Here is a 16,881-nt window from a genome sequence, read left to right as displayed (position 1 = left end):
TCCTTGTCACAATATCTATTATATCGAATCATTAACTTTTTGCTGACTAAATGCTTGTTAAAAACAAAAAAAGGCTAATGCCTTTAATCGCCAAACAACGAAAGTTGTTCCATACCATACTTTTTATTACCTGTAACGATACGCTGCCATTTGGAGCTTCTGCCTTTACCTAAAGGACGTATCTTATCTTCATCCTTTAATCTCTTCAGCGTTCGATCAATGGTTGCATCACTTACATTTGGATGTTTTTTTCTAATGTCCTCTTTAGCAAAAATTTCTTCAAGTTTCATCACAGTATTTTCAATATTATCAGATTTATTCAAATCCTTTTCAAAGCGATATTCATGTGCCATATCATCGACTTCTTCATATGATTTCAATAATAGATTCAATAACATTCGTGATAACATCTCTGTTTGTGCAAACCCTGAAGACCAATAATAATTTGCGGTAACAATGCCTGATTGCCAGCCATCTTTATCGACTAAAAAGTGCTTAAAGAAACTAACATATTTAAAAACATTGAAATATTTAGCTAATAATGAGTATAACATAATTAAAGCAACCAAATCATTATGTTTCGATACGATATCTAAATTCAAGAAATCAACATAAAAATTGGTAATCAGTTGGGTCAACTCATATTTTTTAGTCTTAACGTTTCTTTCAAACAAATGCATCAATTGTTCTAAATCTTCTTTTTTTGAATGTTTCTTAAGTCTTAACATGCCCTCTTCTTTAATCTCATAAGTATTAAATTGAATGGGATCAGTATTTTTAGATAAAAGCTTAATCAAATTCCCAACTTCATTAACTAAAAGTTCGAAAGATTCAGGACTCTTATGCAATTGATATAAAGCAGTTTTTAAGTTGAATAATAAATGTTCATCTTTTGTTCTTGGAGACATCGGTTTTTTAGCGAATAACTTAATTCTTGCATCTGTCATTTTTAAATCAAGATAGCGCGCTAAAGCGATTAAGTTGCTCTCCATTGTGTTTTTTTCAAATGCATGGGCATCCCGACTAAAAAGGTCATCGTAATAATACGATTTACCTTTTGATTCATAAAGTGACAATAAGAGTAACATCACTTCATTTGAGATTTGAATGCGATCCATATTTGCTAAAGCTTTCATACATATATTCCTTTCTTAGTTGAAACTTGATCCTCCAATAAATTCACGAAGTAATGAATTACATGGGACGATATCATCGTCGATGCTAGAAAAATATTTTAAAAATTTGAGTAAACGGTTTGCTGTTATATAATGTCTGTTATCTCTAGATATAGCTTGTAGTTGTGGAACTGCATGTTTTTTCAAGACAGCAAACTCATAAGTTAATTCTGAATTGAAAACATAATTGGCTTGTTTCTGGGTTGGATAAATCCACTTGAACTCGCCACGTCTTACTGATGGCCACATATCTAGTGTGTCAATTGCAGAAGAATTACGGTATTTTTGGTCTCTAACAAGCCTTCTAAGCAATCTTAATTCAGTAATGCTAATTGGATTATGATCATCAATATGTAATTGCGTCTGAGGTGATATATATATATTAAATTTTTGATGTTTTGGAATACTGCTTGTTAATTTTTCATTCAATGCATGGATACCTTCAATAATAATTGGAGAATCTTTAGGCAAGTGAATGGTATGACCTGCTTCACGTTTTCCAGACATAAAATTAAAGTGTGGTAACACAACTGTTTGACCTTGAATTAAAGCAAGCATATCATGATTGAATAATTCAACATCAAGTGCATCAACATGCTCTAAATCAGGTGACCCATCTTCATTTTTTGGTGCGCTATCTTTACCTAAATAATAATCATCGATTGAAATCATAACAGGCTTAATGCCTCTCGTCATTAATTCAACACGTAAGCGATTTGAAAATGTCGTTTTACCTGATGACGATGGCCCAGCAATACCGATTAAACGAATACTATCGATATTACTTGCGATCATCTCACCTAATTCTGCAAGTTGATGTGCATGTTTTGTTTCACACATATTAACAAAATCAACAGATAGTTTTCTTTCTTTAGCATATTCGTTAATTTTAGGAATCGTATTCCCTTGGATAATCTTACCCCACTTAGCAACTTCTTTAAGTGCTGAACCAAAAGTTGGTTCATCATTAAATGCAGGGATTTGCCCGTTAAATTCAGCTCTAGGATATTGAATAATGAATCCCGGATGATATAAGAAAAGCTTGTAATCTCTTAAAAATCCTGTTGAAGGTAACATATAACCAAACATGTAGTTAATATATTGTGAGCATTCATATAAGTTGACGTAATCTTCTTCACGATATCCTAAAATAGATATTTTATCTTGCATACCTAAATCATTATAAATTTTAATAGCTTCACCAATGGAGACACGTTTTCTAGTAATCGTTAAATCTTGTTCAATCAGCCTTTTAACTTCTTGATCGATTTCTAAAACGATTTGCGCATTTAAAATCTCATCTAAGCCATCTAATACAGCTAGAATCGATCTTGAAATACTGTAATTAAACTTTATTTTAACTTTTGGATACAAGTTCCTTAATGCCATGGCGATCACATAGCGTAGCGTCGATTCATAAATACGAATGGCATCACTATGATTAAACTTTAAGAACTCAACATGACTATCTTTTGTTGGAATATAACTTAATTCTCTGAGTCTACCATTTACGGTTGCTGCAAGCATATCTTTTTCTTTTAAGTCTTTGGCAACATCCTTAAGTGATAATGGCTGTTCGTATGTATAATCTTTTCCATCAATGGTTAATTTCATCGTTTACTCCTTATTCATCATCTTCATCGAATAAATCAAGTCTATTCAAATGAATCTTCTTATCATCTACAGTAACAATCTCTTCTTTAAGATCAATGGTTTCTATAGGGTTAGGTGTTTTTTTTGGTGGTAACTTTGTTACTTTTAGCTCAATATCATCATCTTTTGCATCAAATACTTCAATAATAAAGCCTTTGCCTAATGCTTCTTCATCAAACAGTTTTTTACCGAACTTATTTCCAGAATACTTTAAATCACTTACAGTAAGCATGAGTGATCCGTTTTCTGTAACGATTCTAACATCAACATTTTCTTTTTGTTGCTGTTTGGATAGTCTCGCTCCAGAAACAGCATAGTGTGGATTTGTTTTTTGATGATCGATGACTAAGATACCACGTCTATTACGGTTATAAATTGGTAATTCTTCAACAACATCTTTAATCACGTGACCTCTTGAAGTTAATATAACAAAATCATCGGATGTATTCACGTAAAGTGCTGCTGCAACTTGATCTCCTTCTGATAAAGACATACTCTTTACACCACCTGCTTGTAAGCCGTATAAAGGCAAATCATCAGTTCTAAATCGTAGAGCATAACCTTTTTTAGATAAAGACAAGATGTTTGGTTTTTCATGCATATCAACATGGATTAACTGATCATCATCAGATAGTTTCATCGCTTTAATAGGTTTACTATATCTTGTGACTTCAAAGTCTTGAAGTTTTGCTTGTTTCATCATCCCATGAAGCGTTGCTAAAAGAATCGTTTCATCAGTTTTAAAGTTAGAAACCGCGATAACTTTTATAATTTTTTCATTCTTTTCGATCGGTGTAATGTTATTGATATAAATACCTAAATCTTTCCATTTTTGCTCATCAATCTTAAAGACTGGTAAATAGATGTAATTACCTAGATTGGTAAAGATTAATAATGTATCAAGAGTATTTAATTCTTTTTCAAAGATTAAAGCATCCTGTGCTTTTAATCCTATGGTTAGTGAAGCCTGATGACTTCTTGTACTAGCACGCTTGATATAACCTTCTTTGGTAATACCTATCATAACTCTTTCTTCACTAATTAACTCTTTTTGATCAATCTTAATCACATCAATTTCAGCTTCAATTTCAGATCTGCGATCTTCACCAAGTAAATTCACGATTTCAACTAATTCACGCTTAATAACGCGTCTTAATGCTTGTTCACTTGATAAGATGTGTTCTAATTCTTTAATAAAAGCAAGTAAATTATCGCTTTCTTGTTGCAGTGCTAAAATATCAGTATTTGATAAACGATAAAGTTGTAATGTAACAATCGCTTCAGCTTGAACTTCAGTAAAACCGAATGCTTCCATAATGTTTTCTTTTGCGTTTTGCTTGTTTTGTGATTTTCTAATAATTTTTATAATGTCTTCAACAACTGAAACCATTTTAATTAAACCTAAAACGATATGTTGACGTTTATTCGCTTTAGCAAGCTCATAATTTGAACGGTTTGTTATGACATCTTTTTGATGATCAACATATGCTTTAAGGATTGGTAAAACACCGACTAATACAGGTCGATGATTAAGGATTGCTACCATATTGTAATTATAAGCGACTTGTAAATCTGATGATTTAAACAAATAGTTTAAAATAAACTGTGCATCTGCACCTTTTTTTAAATCAATGGCAATTCTTAAGCCTTGCTGATCAGATTCATCTCTTATTTCTAAAATATCATCTATTTTTTTATCAATACGAAGCACATCAATTGATCTAACTAAATCTGCTTTATTCACTTCATAAGGTATTTCAGTAACAATAATTCGATCTTGGCTTTTAGAAATCTCTTCAATTTCTGTCTTCGCACGGATCACAACTTTTCCAGATCCCTTATCTAAGGCTGATAAAATACCAGATTGTCCTTGGACAATACCACCTGTAGGAAAATCAGGACCCTTAATCATTTTAGTAATTTCTTCAATCGTTATGTTTTCATTATCTAAATAAGCAATCGTAGCTTCAACGACTTCTCTTAAATTATGAGGAGGTATTTTAGTCGCGTAACCTGCACTAATACCGGTTGCTCCATTAACTAATAAATTAGGAAATTTTGCTGGTAATACCGTAGGTTCTAATTCTTCATCATCAAAGTTAGGAACGAAAGGTACAGTTCTTTTATCAATATCGCCTAATAAGGCTTCAGAAGCTCTTGAAAGTCTTGCTTCTGTATAACGCATTGCAGCTGCTGAGTCACCATCGATAGACCCATTGTTACCATGCATATCGATTAAAGGAACTCTCATCTTAAAGTCTTGACTTAAACGTACCATCGCTTCATAAATCGATGAGTCACCATGTGGGTGATATTTACCCATAACTTCTCCAGCAATTCTTGCTGATTTTTTATAAGGTTTATTGTGAAGCATTCCCATTTGTTGCATGGCATACAAAATACGACGCTGAACAGGCTTTAGCCCATCTCTAGCATCTGGGAGTGCGCGATCTTGAATAATATATTTCGAATATCTTGCAAAACGCTCAGAAACAATATCTTCAAGGGTAGATTCAATTACTTTTTCAACATATTTGTCGATGCGATCAATGACTGACATTATTCTAATCCCCCATTTTGCAAGTCGAAATCATCGCTGATTTCAAAATCTACATTGTCTTCAATCCAAGCACGTCGTGGTAAAACATCATCTCCCATTAAAATAGAGATACGTTTATCAGATGCGCTTAAATCATCAATCTTTACTTGAATTAAAGAACGTGATTCAGGATTCATTGTTGTTTCCCAAAGTTGGATAGCATTCATTTCGCCTAAACCTTTGTAGCGTTGAAGGTTATATGGATTTCCATCTAATAATGCTTTTAACTCTTCATCGCTCCATGCATAATAAATTTCTTCTTTTTTACCTTTTTTTCTCGTTAATTTATATAAAGGTGGTTGTGCTAAATATAACCTTCCATCTTCAATTAATGGACGCATATATCTGAAAAAGAAAGTTAATAGTAATATTTGAATGTGAGCACCATCGGTATCTGCATCCGTCATAATAATAACTTTATTATAATTACATTTCTTTAAGTCAAAGTCAGCACCAAAATCAGCACCTATTGTATGAATAATCGTTGAAATTTCTTCGTTTTTCAAAATAGTATCTAGACTGCTTCTTTCAGAGTTAATGACTTTACCACGCAGTGGAAGGATTGCTTGAAAACGACGGTTTCTACCTTGTTTAGCTGAACCTCCAGCTGAATCCCCTTCGACTAAGAATAATTCGTTTAAACTCTTATCTTTACCTTGAGCAGGCGTCAATTTACCACTTAAGGAAACTTCTTTTTTCTGTTTAGACTTTCCATTTCTTGCTTCATCTCTTGCTTTTCTTGCAGCTTCTCTAGCACGTTGTGCTGATAAAGCTCTATTGATAATTTGACTAGCAACTGTTTTGTTTTCTTCCATATACGTTGTCATTTTTTCATAAACAACTGTATCGGTTGCGTTTCTTGCTTCAGGTGTTCCAAGTTTACCTTTGGTTTGTCCTTCAAACTCTAAGACATCTTCAGGCATTCTAAGCGATATAACAGCTGTTAACCCCTCACGAATATCAGAACCATCTAAATTGCTATCTTTATCTTTTAAAATGGCATATTTTCTTGCATAATCATTTAATGACCTTGTTAGTGCTGATTTAAAGCCTATTTCATGTGTCCCGCCATCTTTGGTACGAACATTATTAACGAAAGATAAGATATTTTCTTGATAACCATCCGTAAACTGTAAGGCGATTTCAATATCTATTGTTTTCTTTTTCTTATCTGGAATATTGTAGATAGAAGAAATCAAACACGTTTCATTAATTGCTTTTTTATCTTTATTTAGCAATTCGATATAAGCTTTAATACCATCATCATATTTAAAAGACTCTCTTTGAGGCTTTCTTTGATCAATTAAATTGATTTTCAACCCTTTAATTAAAAATGCAGCCTCTCTTAGCCTTTCTTTAATCAAATCATAAATAAAAAGTGTTGTTGAAAATATTTTAGGATCTGGTTTAAACCAAACGGTTGTTCCAGATTTTTTAGTATCGCCTATGCGTACTAAAGGACTTATCTTTGATCCACCTTCAGAAAAGCGTTGATGCCAAATGCCATTGTCACGATAAATCGTAACTTCTAAAAACTGTGACAATGCATTAACAACTGAACCACCAACACCATGAAGTCCACCAGATACCTTATAACCACTTGCATCAGAAAACTTCCCACCAGCATGTAAAACAGTAAAAATGATTTCTGTTGTAGGTCTGCCTGACGTATGCATTTTATACGGCATACCTCGACCATTATCAGAAACCTCAATGCTATTATCAGCTTTAATTGTCAAAGTGATTTCAGTTCCATATCCCGATAAGGACTCATCAATTGCATTATCGACGATTTCCCATACGAGATGGTGCAATCCCTTTGCATCTGTCGATCCGATATACATCCCAGGTCTTTTGCGTACAGCTTCTAACCCTTCAAGTATCTGAATCGATTTTTCATCATAAATTTTGTTTGTTTTATTCACGTCATCACCATCTTCATTTTATGTCTCTATTATACCAAAAAATATAGTCAACTACAATCTTTGATTATGTTTTAATTTTGTTTTGTTTTTTCATTTTAATCTTAAAGCACTCATGATATAATGATTAAAGAGTGGGGTGCTTATATGACATATTTATGGATTGGTCTACTGATGTTGTTGTCCTATTTTCTAGGATCAATACCAAGTGGACTTGTAATTGGAAAAGTATTTAAAAACGTAGATATTAGACATTATGGTTCAAAAAACACAGGAGCAACCAATGCAATCCGTGTTCTAGGATTTAGATATGGCATCTTTGCCTTTATCTTTGATGCCCTAAAAGGTGCTTTAGTCATTATGTTAGTTTTCTTTATTGGTGATACAAGCTTATATTTAGTCAGTCAGTATCAAATCAATATTTCAAGCATTTACGGGATGGCAGCTGTATTAGGACACGTATTTCCAATTTATATCAATTTCAAAGGTGGAAAAGCAGTCGCAACCAGTGCTGGTATGATATTTGCTATTGAACCATGGTTAGCTGTTGCAGTTATTGTTATTTTCCTTATCGTTTTCTTTACAACTCGTTATGTGAGTTTATCATCAACGATTGCTGCATCAAGTGCTTTAATTTATTTCATTATTCGTGTCTTCTTAGACGTTCATGAGTTTAACTTAGCGACCAGGATTATGGATCTATGCGTCGTAGCTGTGCTTGGAACATTAATATTTATTAGACACAAAGCAAATTATAAACGATTACAATTAGGTACTGAATATAAATTTGTTCCTAAAAACAATAAAACAAAAGAATCTGAGTAAACAAAAAGTGCGAATTTCGCACTTTATTTTTTTATATAGCCAAATTCATACATCATTTTTAAGTAACCGAGTGCGATAATGGCTTCCCAAATGAATGCAGCCTCTTTATAAATGCTAGGATAATCATCCCAAGTCCATGTAATAGACCATAAACCATCTTCATTTCTGTTTTGTACGGCTAAATCAAGTTCTTCTAGGACTAGATCAAAAAACAATTCAGATCCAATAGAAGGATGAGAGTTAATCAAAAATGAAGGACGAACTGAATATTCAGTAAACCATTTTGATCGATCTTTTTCAATGGTGTTTTCAATATGCAATATCATGTTCTGTTTTGCTTCTATATAAGGTTGATAATGTTTAAATAAATCACTGACATCATTCATCATTTCAACCAAGCAATTGAGTTCATGAACTTCTATTGCATCTTTTGTATTGTTTATATAATCAATTGCTCCTCTAGCAACCTTATTTGCGTATTTAAACGCTTTATTTAAAGGATTGGTATATCTAATCAAAAATCCTGCAATCGATGCTGATGGGTTAAATTGAGGCTCCATCTCGCGATATGACCACCATGGTGCATGCGGATACTCATCGTTTGAGGGAATTAATAAAGGCCATCTTAATGTTTTTTCATCAAATGTGTTTTCTAAATAGTCAACAAGCTTATTGACTAAAGGTGCATTTCGATCAAAATTTAGTTCTCTTAAAATATTAATTGCAGCCCAACACTGAATAGGACTTGAATTAGGATTCCATAAGTCAGGTTCTAATGCGTGTCCAAATCCCCCATCTGGATTTTGGAATCTCGATAGTTCCTTGATGACATCATCTGCAGAACCATCAAAAAAAAGATGTTTCACACGCGCTTCTTCTAATGGTCTACCATGATGATAGATCATATTTAACATTCTTTGTATCTCTTTTGTTTCTAACATTTTTAGCATCTCCTTCTAGAAAAAAAGACATATTAAAATATGTCATTTTAATGAAATAAAATTATTTGTATTGATTCATTGAAGCTAAGATTTGACGTACTTGTTTTTCTGATGGGGTTCTACCCATTTGTCTCATCATTTCTCGAATCATTAATTCGTTAACTGGTGGATTTTTTTCAAGATATTTTTTAAACCAACGACGTGCTAAGAAAAACCCAAGAACGCCTCCAACCAATAACGTTACGACCATCAATACGATTGCTAACCATAATGCTATCATATGCATCACTCCTAACTTGCTAACCATATTTTACTTGATTAACTTCTAAAATACAAGTATTAAAGAGCCAAGTTTGACATATTCACATAATTTCATTATAATTGTGGAGAATAGCACATTTTAAGGGGTGAAAACATGCAAGATTTCATCAATTTTGTCATGAGTTTAGCAAGTTATTTTATTCTTTCTTATTTCATATATAGTATCCTACGAAAAAACCGTAAAATACCTATCATAATGTTAGGTGTCTTTTTTGTTTCATCATTTGTTGATTGGCTGAATGTTTTTCGTGCTGGTTATGAATCAACCATTGTCATGCTATACTTTATGAGCCGTGTTTTACCTGTTATTTTCGCATTTGTTTTGTTTATGATGTTTACCGGTGGTTTTAAATTTGGTAAACTGAAGTTTAGAAAAAAACTTAAAAACTTCTCAAGTGATATTCAAACCAAAAGATTAAATGATTTAATGAGTTATGGTATCCTAATAGGCTCAGTTCTCATAGGTATTGGATCGTATTATTTTATGCAAGATTCTATCCGATATGTTTTAATGGCAGTTTCAGGAGTCGCGTTTATATTAGGTATCGTTATATTAATCGAGAACAAGAAAATCAAAAATGAATATGTGATTCTTTTTATCGGTAGAAAAAAGGAATTGACATATGAATATCACATTCCCAAGGATAAAATCCGTCTTGAAATCAAAGACTTCTTTCAAAATGATATATATATCGTTGACCCAATTGGTGAAGTCGTTTTAATTCATAACAATAAAAAGATCGAAAAACACTATTTATATTGGATTGCTACTGGTGATCAAGTCAATATGGAAAATGAACGATTAACAAAAATAAAACCTGTCAGTTATGCTAAATATCTAGACAGTTTAGAAAAATATCACTACAATAAATTATGGTTTAAAATAGATGAAAGTCAAAATATAGTTAAGTTGAAAGAAAAATTGATTAAGTAATAAGCAAAAGACTTAAACAACAGTTTTTGTCTTTTTTTTAATTCACATCAAACAATCGGTGATACAATAAAACTGAAGTTTGATTCTATTTAAGAGGATGCTTATGAAAAATATCAATAAAGGTTATTTGCTAACCTCGATTTTAGTCACAGTCATCATCTGGTTCAACTCATTTTTACCAGCAGACATCTCAGGAGCTCAAAGTGGTTTCATTGTTTCTAATGTAATGAGTGTTTTAAATGTATTTGGCATCCAAGTTGATTTAAGCTTATTATCACTGATTATTAGGAAACTAGCACACTTTGTGCAATTCTTTATCTTAGGGTTTCTATGGTTTAAAACATTTCATGCACCTAAGCGAATGATAAGCATATCAGTTTTATTAGCAATCGTTATTTGTTACATGACCGCGATTATCGATGAATGTATCCAAATCTATTCAGATGGCCGTGTCTTTTCAGTCATTGATATTTTAATCGATCAGCTAGGAGCAACCCTCTCAATATTGATAACAGCACATTTTGCACAAAGAAAAAAGAGAAAATCCATCCGTTGATGAAACTTCTCTTTTTTTATTATTTTTGATAAATCGTTATTTTTTTACGCCCATAAACTCTTTCTTTTATTTTCGTGTATCCAGCAACATCGCCTAATTCAGTAAACTTATTGGTCTCGCAGACAACTTTCGCCGATGGACTTAAAAAAGCGTAGAGCTTGATTAATATATCTTCACATATATTCATGAAATAGGGAGGATCTAAAAAGACAAGATCAAATCGAACATCTTTATTTAATTTATTTAAAAAACGATCATAAGGACGGTGTAGTGCCTTTAACTTATCGGTTTCACCCATGTTTTTTGCATTTTCAACAACCGTCAAAATCGCTGCAATATCACTATCAACTGCATATAATAAACTTGCTCCTCGACTAATTGCTTCTAGCCCATACGATCCTGCACCAGCAAACAAATCTAAAACAATACCAGGAGTTCTACCACCTAATATTCCAAATACAGACTCTTTTACAAAATCAGAAGTTTCTCTTGTTGTCGGTTTGTTTACTCTTAAGAGATTTCTACCGCGATGTTTTCCACCAACTATACGCATACTCGAATTGAATAACCAGCCTTAGCAACAGTGTCTCGAATACGATCTAATTCGTGTTCTCCTTCAAAGCTAATACTCTTATCAGTCAACTCGACTTTTGCTTTCAATCCTTCTTCAAGTAAAGCTTCTTCAATTTTTTTCACGCAACGTTTACATGTCATGTCTGGAACTTCTACTTTCATATGTAAACCTCCTTAAATGGTAAAGATTTATCTAATCTGGCTGCACCATTATTATATCAAAACATATTTAAATGTTAAACCATTAACACCATCTTTAATAAAAAAAGCACTCATAGAGTGCTTACTGAGCCAATATCTGATCTACCGTTTGACGATCTAGTTTTTTAATAACTGCTAAAACAAGCTTCACTGTATTCTCATAATCATCATAATGGATAATGGATGTATGAGAGTGCATATATCTTGTAGGAACGCCAATCGATAGAGCTGCTGCACCACGATGTGCTAAATGCATATGCCCTGCATCTGTTCTTCCACCAACAATAAATGCTTCCTGATAAGGAATTTTTTCTTCTTTAGCAACTTCAATAACAAATCTTCTCAATGCTTGATGAGGAACAAGTCCCCCATCATACAATAAGATTTGAGGTCCTTTACCTAGTGACTGCTCACTAGCTTCACCACCAGGCACATCATTTGCTAATCCGGTATCAATAGCGAGTGCGATTTCAGGTTCTACAACATAAGAACTAGTTTTAGCACCTCTTAATCCAACTTCTTCTTGAACAGTAAATGTTCCATATAAAGCATTAGGATGCTGATCTAACCTCTTCAAGACTTCCATAACCACTGCACTACCAATACGGTTATCCCAAGCTTTATTGAGCAAATATTTTTCATTACCTAAAACCATAAATTCTGCGTGTGGTGTTACCATATTACCTGGTTCAACACCTAACTTCTCTGCCTCTTCTTTAGAAGAAACACCTAAATCTAAATACATCGTTTCAATTTCGATGGCAACATTTCTTTTATCTTTAGGAATAATATGAGGTGGCTTGACGCCTGTTACAGCATGAACAACACCTTTTTTTGTATGGATTTCCCATATTTGAGCAAGCATCACTTGTGAAAACCAACCACCCAATGTTTGAAACTTCACAAATCCTTCTTTAGTGATTTGAGTGACAAGCAATCCAATTTCATCCATATGCCCGGCAATCATCACTTTTGGTCCATTTTGTTTTTTCACACCAATAACAGATCCTAAATTATCATATTCGATTTGATCAACATGATCTTTAATTTCTGAAACAATGTATTGACTTACTAGTTTTTCATTGCCTGGAACACCAGGTAAAGACGATAATTTTTTTAAGATTTCAAGTTGTTTATTCATAAGTACCATTTCCTTTACTTTAGTTGATGAAATTATATCATATTTTTAGGCATAATAAAAGCCTAGAAAGCTGTGAGAACGAAATAGTTCACGGGGGTACTATCTTGTCAATGCTTTGGGATTCCAATTGCTTGGCTTTCACACCCGCATTGTTTTAGTATCCAAAATAATGGTTTGGGTTCCACGGCTGCTTCCTAGGTTCATCTTCAATTTATCACTAAATATGCATTATGTCAAGACATTTAAAAGCGCTTTCAAGTATTGAAAGCGCTATTTACTCTTTTAAATCTCTTTATTTGGCTATTATCTAGAATGATTAGTAATAAACAGAAATTCTAACAAATTTTCCGTGATTGATCATTAAGGATAATAAGACTTCTCGAATCTTAGATTCGATCATATAATCGACGTTAATTGTTGGAATATTAACACGTACAGTTAAGTAATCTTCCTCACTTAAATCATCAAGACGAATAACAGGATGATCTTCACTAAATGCTTCAAGTTCTTCTTCTAATTCAAAGTAAACAATCATAGAAACAATGATTTTAGTTTTTATTTCTAATTCCTTTAATAAAGAAGCTAGATTTTGAGCACGTGCAATAATGTAATCAGGTCGATGGAAAAAGTTTTTTTCATAGAATTCTTTATTAGGATCTTCTTCTACTTGTAGTGGAATTTCAGATTTAAACTTTGTTTCTAAAAAAGCTTTAAATTTTTCAGCACGTTTTTTCTTTCGGTAATGAAAATCTGCATGTAATTCAACAAATTGTTTATCATATGTATAAGCTGTAATAATGAATTTAAAATAATTTGCGTAGACTAGAATATCGTGAAAATGTTTTTGGAATGTATCTAAATCAACTTTAATTTTATATTGTGCACATAAAATGTAGGATTCATTATAAACTAAAGGCTCAAATAAAGCATTTGCGAAAACTTCTTTTTGCAAATCAACATCATGATAATGATAAACATCATATGCAACACGCTGGAAATACTTGATTAATTCAATAACACCTACGATAATTCCAATTAAAAACATTGCTCCAGCTAAGCTGAACTTTAAGGCAATTGGAAAGGTAGATATAAAGATTAAGAAGATAATAGGTAAAAACAAAGAAATCACAAGCGTTCTAAACGTGGATGTAAATCCTTTCTTATAAAGAAAGAATGCCAGAATAAAGATAATAACAACATTATAAAATATAAAGAAGTTAATCCAATCAAAGTTATCTAATGAGTTCGCGATATTGTTAATTCCTAAGATGAATAAAAAGATACCCAAAGTAATCAAGAACAATGTCGTTAATTGTCTTAATTGTAAATACCATTTCTTCGTATAAAGTTTTCTTGCTTGTGGCAAATGATAAAAGTTCTTCATTTCTTTTTGGTAAGAGAAAAATGGCCAAAAAGATCCACGAATACTGATTCTGATTGGTAATACATCTTCATCATTCATTTTTGATTCCATATAACTTTCAAATCCTGATAAAGGATTCAAAACAAATAATAAAGTACCAATAATAATAAAAGGTAAATGATAGGGTTCTTCTAGTAAGTATAAAAACATAAATGTGATAAACCCATAAATAAAAGCGATAATCAGCTTAGGCACACCACCAAAGACATAAACACCAACATAAACCAGTGTTAAAATTGCAGTAATCATAAAAATGCCTTGACCTCGTAATTCGAGTAATATCAAAGCAATCGGCATCAAAACAAAGATTAAAATGGTCAATGATCCAGCAATTGCAACACGACGTTTCATATATAAGCTCCTATATGGTTATATTATACAAAAAAAGAGTAGGTTTTTCCACTCTTTTTAACTTTTATTTTAAGTTTGTTAAAGCCTCAACTAAATCTGCCTTAAGCATTGAACTGTAACCTTCAATACCTTTTTCTTTCGCAAGTTCTTTTAATTCCTTAACGAGCATGCTTGAATAGTCAACTTTTTCAACTTTTTTTGTTTCTTTTTTAACTTCTGCTTTTTCTACCTTTTCAGCTTTGACTTCTTTTTTAGGTTCAGCTTTTTTAGGTTGTGGTGTTTCTTTTACAACTGGTTTAGATGCTTTAGGAAGATTTCCTGCTAATGCATCTTTAGCCAACTTGCAATATGATGTGAAATCTTCAGGTTGAAACACTGCGATATCAGCTAACATTTTACGGTTAACTGCAACATTTGCTAATGATAAACCGTGAATCAATGTAGAATATTTCATTCCATTTTGCTTTGCAGCTGCATTGATACGTGTAATCCAAAGTTTTCTGAATTCTCTTTTTCTTTGCTTTCTATCTCTATAAGCATAGCTTAATGAACGCATTACTTGTTCATGAGCTGTTCTATATAATGTTCTTTTTGATCCAAAATAACCTTTTGCTAATTTTAATATTTTTTTACGACGACGTCTAGCTACGCCTCCACCTTTAACTCTTGGCATATGTTTTCCCTCCGATTACATTAAGTTAGAAATCAATGATTTAATGCGCTTCTTATCTGAAGGGTGCACTTCTGTTGATCCTCTTAATTGTCTATTTTGTTTTGTTGTTTTCGATGCTGCTAAATGGTTTTTATAAGCGTGTCCACGCATTAATTTTCCAGTACCAGTAACTTTAATTCTTTTCTTTAAACCACTATGTGTTTTTTGTTTTGGCATTTCTGTTATCCTTCTTTCTAAATGTTTGTGTTTGGTGCAAGTATTGCGATTAAACTTCTACCGTCCATTTTTGGTCTTAATTCAACGTTGGCTTTAGGTCCGACATTTTCAATAAACTTCTCCATAACGCCTCTACCGACGTCTATGTGCGTGATCATTCTACCAAAGAAACGAATACTTAGTTTAACTTTATGTCCTTTGTCTAAAAATTTGATTGCATGTTTAAGCTTAGTGTCTAAGTCATGTTTATCAATAGTTGGGCTTAAACGAATTTCTTTAAGTTCAACAGTTTGTTGGTTTTTCTTTATTTCTCTAAGTTTTCTTTGTTGCTCATAACGATATTTTGAATAGTCCATAAGTTTAGCAACCATTGGCTTAGATTCAGGAGAAACAACAACAAGATCCAACTCTTTTTCTTCAGCAATGTCTAATGCTTCTTTTCTAGATATAATACCTAGTTTAGTTCCAGCATCATCGATCACTAGAAGATTTACGTTTGGAATGTTTTCGTTTACGAGTTCAGTAGATTTCCCTTTGTTTTGTTTAATACAGTCCACCTCCGTTTGTGGCAATTTTTAAAATAAAAAAGTGTGTACATATAGCACCCACTAGTAACGTCAAATGATTGATCGTGACACATTTGCCCATGAATTTGTCCATCAGGCGAGAGGGTACCTCTTCTTTTCACTATTTTGTTTCATGAAGATTATACCATTTTTGATGATTAAGTCAAGCATTAACATTGAATTATTGCTCTTCTTTCAGCATTTTTTGATATGCAATGGCGAATCCTAGACAAATATAACATAGTTTATAATATTTGGCAAGTGTAAAAGCTGAAAAATGCTTAGAATAGATAGGAAAAAGATAATAAAATGCTACTTGTTGATAGTCTTCTATAACAAAACTAAATAATACATAAAATAAGGGTATTGCTACAGATAATGACTTGTATCGATCTTTGATGAAGAGCATCGCTAAGATGATTATGATGAATCCATCCAAATAGATTTCTATTAAAAACGGTAATGCATCGAGATTGAAGAGAAAATAAGATGCTAGAAAAGATGGTAACAGATGATATAAAATGGCTGTCATTAAGTAAACCCATGTAAGAATTAAGATATATAAAATTAACTTAGAAATAATAATTTTATTGCTTCCAAAGTAACTCATTAAAGGTTTATGATAAGGTTGGTCATGATCCATAACTAACAAAATCACATAAAAAGGTAAGATCATCGAAAGAATGCTCTGCATCATTTGGTGATAATAGTTGTTATGATATTCAATATATAAAAGCTGTTCATTGATTGAGTCAGCTGTATAACTTAATAAAGCCATGATGATGATAAAAACGATAAAGCTAAAAACTAG

The 16,881-nt window shown here is 32.4% G+C and carries 17 protein-coding genes; 3 read left to right on the top strand and 14 right to left on the bottom strand.

Annotation, left to right across the window (positions count from 1 at the left end; all coding sequences use genetic code 11):
- Positions 1-83 precede the first annotated feature (83 nt).
- Genes QJ521_RS00335 through parE form a run of 4 tightly spaced genes read right to left on the bottom strand, consistent with a single transcriptional unit; the run spans position 84 to position 7,352 of the window.
- On the bottom strand, positions 84-1,136 hold the full coding sequence (locus tag QJ521_RS00335; protein ID WP_282838376.1) for a hypothetical protein: 1,053 nt from the start codon (positions 1,134-1,136) through the stop codon (positions 84-86).
- Between the two features lie 15 nt (positions 1,137-1,151).
- Complete coding sequence (locus QJ521_RS00330) at positions 1,152-2,789, bottom strand: nucleoside kinase (protein WP_282838375.1); 1,638 nt, start codon at positions 2,787-2,789, stop codon at positions 1,152-1,154.
- Positions 2,790-2,799: 10 nt separating this feature from the next.
- Positions 2,800-5,388 (bottom strand): DNA topoisomerase IV subunit A, encoded by a 2,589-nt coding sequence (gene parC / locus QJ521_RS00325; protein WP_282838374.1) that lies wholly within the window; start codon positions 5,386-5,388, stop codon positions 2,800-2,802.
- Positions 5,388-7,352, bottom strand: coding sequence for a DNA topoisomerase IV subunit B (gene parE, locus QJ521_RS00320; protein WP_282838373.1), 1,965 nt, complete (start codon positions 7,350-7,352; stop codon positions 5,388-5,390). Before parE ends, parC begins: the two co-directional genes overlap by 1 nt.
- A 144-nt stretch (positions 7,353-7,496) precedes the next feature.
- Here parE and plsY point away from each other — a divergent pair, with 144 nt between their 5' ends.
- Positions 7,497-8,174: a glycerol-3-phosphate 1-O-acyltransferase PlsY gene (plsY, locus tag QJ521_RS00315; RefSeq protein ID WP_282838372.1), complete on the top strand. Its 678-nt coding sequence runs from the start codon at positions 7,497-7,499 to the stop codon at positions 8,172-8,174.
- A 23-nt stretch (positions 8,175-8,197) separates the two neighbouring features.
- Here plsY and QJ521_RS00310 read toward each other — a convergent pair whose 3' ends face one another.
- Both QJ521_RS00310 and QJ521_RS00305 read right to left on the bottom strand, forming a co-directional pair.
- Positions 8,198-9,115: a hypothetical protein gene (locus tag QJ521_RS00310; protein WP_282838371.1), complete on the bottom strand. Its 918-nt coding sequence runs from the start codon at positions 9,113-9,115 to the stop codon at positions 8,198-8,200.
- A 61-nt stretch (positions 9,116-9,176) separates the two neighbouring features.
- Positions 9,177-9,395 carry a YneF family protein gene (locus QJ521_RS00305; RefSeq protein WP_347568064.1) on the bottom strand — a complete coding sequence of 73 codons (219 nt, stop codon included), beginning with the start codon at positions 9,393-9,395 and terminating at the stop codon, positions 9,177-9,179.
- Between the two features lie 135 nt (positions 9,396-9,530).
- Between QJ521_RS00305 and QJ521_RS00300 the strand changes: the two genes are divergently transcribed.
- Both QJ521_RS00300 and QJ521_RS00295 read left to right on the top strand, forming a co-directional pair.
- Positions 9,531-10,370 (top strand): hypothetical protein, encoded by an 840-nt coding sequence (locus QJ521_RS00300; protein ID WP_282838370.1) that lies wholly within the window; start codon positions 9,531-9,533, stop codon positions 10,368-10,370.
- 103 nt (positions 10,371-10,473) lie between these two features.
- On the top strand, positions 10,474-10,926 hold the full coding sequence (locus QJ521_RS00295) for a VanZ family protein (RefSeq protein WP_282838369.1): 453 nt from the start codon (positions 10,474-10,476) through the stop codon (positions 10,924-10,926).
- 19 nt (positions 10,927-10,945) lie between these two features.
- Here the strand turns inward: QJ521_RS00295 and QJ521_RS00290 are convergent, their stop codons facing one another.
- From QJ521_RS00290 to QJ521_RS00255, 8 genes are all read right to left on the bottom strand, one after another.
- Positions 10,946-11,479 (bottom strand): RsmD family RNA methyltransferase, encoded by a 534-nt coding sequence (locus tag QJ521_RS00290; RefSeq protein ID WP_282838368.1) that lies wholly within the window; start codon positions 11,477-11,479, stop codon positions 10,946-10,948.
- Entirely contained in the window at positions 11,470-11,661 is a 192-nt protein-coding gene (locus QJ521_RS00285) for a heavy-metal-associated domain-containing protein (RefSeq protein WP_282838367.1), read from the bottom strand. Before QJ521_RS00285 ends, QJ521_RS00290 begins: the two co-directional genes overlap by 10 nt.
- Positions 11,662-11,782: 121 nt before the next feature.
- Positions 11,783-12,850: a M42 family metallopeptidase gene (locus QJ521_RS00280; RefSeq protein WP_347568063.1), complete on the bottom strand. Its 1,068-nt coding sequence runs from the start codon at positions 12,848-12,850 to the stop codon at positions 11,783-11,785.
- Between the two features lie 307 nt (positions 12,851-13,157).
- Entirely contained in the window at positions 13,158-14,615 is a 1,458-nt protein-coding gene (locus tag QJ521_RS00275) for a hypothetical protein (RefSeq protein ID WP_282838365.1), read from the bottom strand.
- A gap of 64 nt (positions 14,616-14,679) precedes the next feature.
- Positions 14,680-15,288, bottom strand: a complete 609-nt coding sequence (rplT, locus tag QJ521_RS00270) for a 50S ribosomal protein L20 (protein ID WP_282838364.1) — start codon at positions 15,286-15,288, stop codon at positions 14,680-14,682.
- 15 nt (positions 15,289-15,303) lie between these two features.
- Positions 15,304-15,504 carry a 50S ribosomal protein L35 gene (gene rpmI, locus QJ521_RS00265; protein WP_282838362.1) on the bottom strand — a complete coding sequence of 67 codons (201 nt, stop codon included), beginning with the start codon at positions 15,502-15,504 and terminating at the stop codon, positions 15,304-15,306.
- 17 nt (positions 15,505-15,521) lie between these two features.
- The gene (gene infC, locus QJ521_RS00260; RefSeq protein ID WP_347568067.1) at positions 15,522-16,052 is read right to left on the bottom strand and encodes a translation initiation factor IF-3; all 531 of its coding nucleotides are present in this window, start codon (positions 16,050-16,052) and stop codon (positions 15,522-15,524) included.
- 199 nt (positions 16,053-16,251) lie between these two features.
- Positions 16,252-16,848 carry a hypothetical protein gene (locus tag QJ521_RS00255; protein WP_282838360.1) on the bottom strand — a complete coding sequence of 199 codons (597 nt, stop codon included), beginning with the start codon at positions 16,846-16,848 and terminating at the stop codon, positions 16,252-16,254.
- Between the last annotated feature and the right edge of the window lie 33 nt (positions 16,849-16,881).

The sequence above is a fragment of the Peloplasma aerotolerans genome, from assembly GCF_030012175.1.
In the GTDB taxonomy this organism is placed as follows: domain Bacteria; phylum Bacillota_I; class Bacilli_A; order Acholeplasmatales; family Acholeplasmataceae; genus Peloplasma; species Peloplasma aerotolerans.
This window is presented reverse-complemented; position numbering and strand designations above follow the sequence as displayed.

Excerpts from the sequence above, each read along its gene's own strand:
- QJ521_RS00335 (WP_282838376.1), bottom strand. The coding sequence starts at position 1,136 with ATGAAAGCTTTAGCAAATATGGATCGCATTCAAATCTCAAATGAAGTG.
- QJ521_RS00330 (WP_282838375.1), bottom strand. The coding sequence starts at position 2,789 with ATGAAATTAACCATTGATGGAAAAGATTATACATACGAACAGCCATTA.
- parC (WP_282838374.1), bottom strand. The coding sequence starts at position 5,388 with ATGTCAGTCATTGATCGCATCGACAAATATGTTGAAAAAGTAATTGAA.
- plsY (WP_282838372.1), top strand. The coding sequence starts at position 7,497 with ATGACATATTTATGGATTGGTCTACTGATGTTGTTGTCCTATTTTCTA.
- QJ521_RS00310 (WP_282838371.1), bottom strand. The coding sequence starts at position 9,115 with ATGTTAGAAACAAAAGAGATACAAAGAATGTTAAATATGATCTATCAT.
- QJ521_RS00305 (WP_347568064.1), bottom strand. The coding sequence starts at position 9,395 with ATGATAGCATTATGGTTAGCAATCGTATTGATGGTCGTAACGTTATTG.
- QJ521_RS00300 (WP_282838370.1), top strand. The coding sequence starts at position 9,531 with ATGCAAGATTTCATCAATTTTGTCATGAGTTTAGCAAGTTATTTTATT.
- QJ521_RS00295 (WP_282838369.1), top strand. The coding sequence starts at position 10,474 with ATGAAAAATATCAATAAAGGTTATTTGCTAACCTCGATTTTAGTCACA.
- QJ521_RS00290 (WP_282838368.1), bottom strand. The coding sequence starts at position 11,479 with ATGCGTATAGTTGGTGGAAAACATCGCGGTAGAAATCTCTTAAGAGTA.
- QJ521_RS00285 (WP_282838367.1), bottom strand. The coding sequence starts at position 11,661 with ATGAAAGTAGAAGTTCCAGACATGACATGTAAACGTTGCGTGAAAAAA.
- QJ521_RS00280 (WP_347568063.1), bottom strand. The coding sequence starts at position 12,850 with ATGGTACTTATGAATAAACAACTTGAAATCTTAAAAAAATTATCGTCT.
- QJ521_RS00275 (WP_282838365.1), bottom strand. The coding sequence starts at position 14,615 with ATGAAACGTCGTGTTGCAATTGCTGGATCATTGACCATTTTAATCTTT.
- rplT (WP_282838364.1), bottom strand. The coding sequence starts at position 15,288 with ATGCCAAGAGTTAAAGGTGGAGGCGTAGCTAGACGTCGTCGTAAAAAA.
- rpmI (WP_282838362.1), bottom strand. The coding sequence starts at position 15,504 with ATGCCAAAACAAAAAACACATAGTGGTTTAAAGAAAAGAATTAAAGTT.
- QJ521_RS00255 (WP_282838360.1), bottom strand. The coding sequence starts at position 16,848 with ATGGCTTTATTAAGTTATACAGCTGACTCAATCAATGAACAGCTTTTA.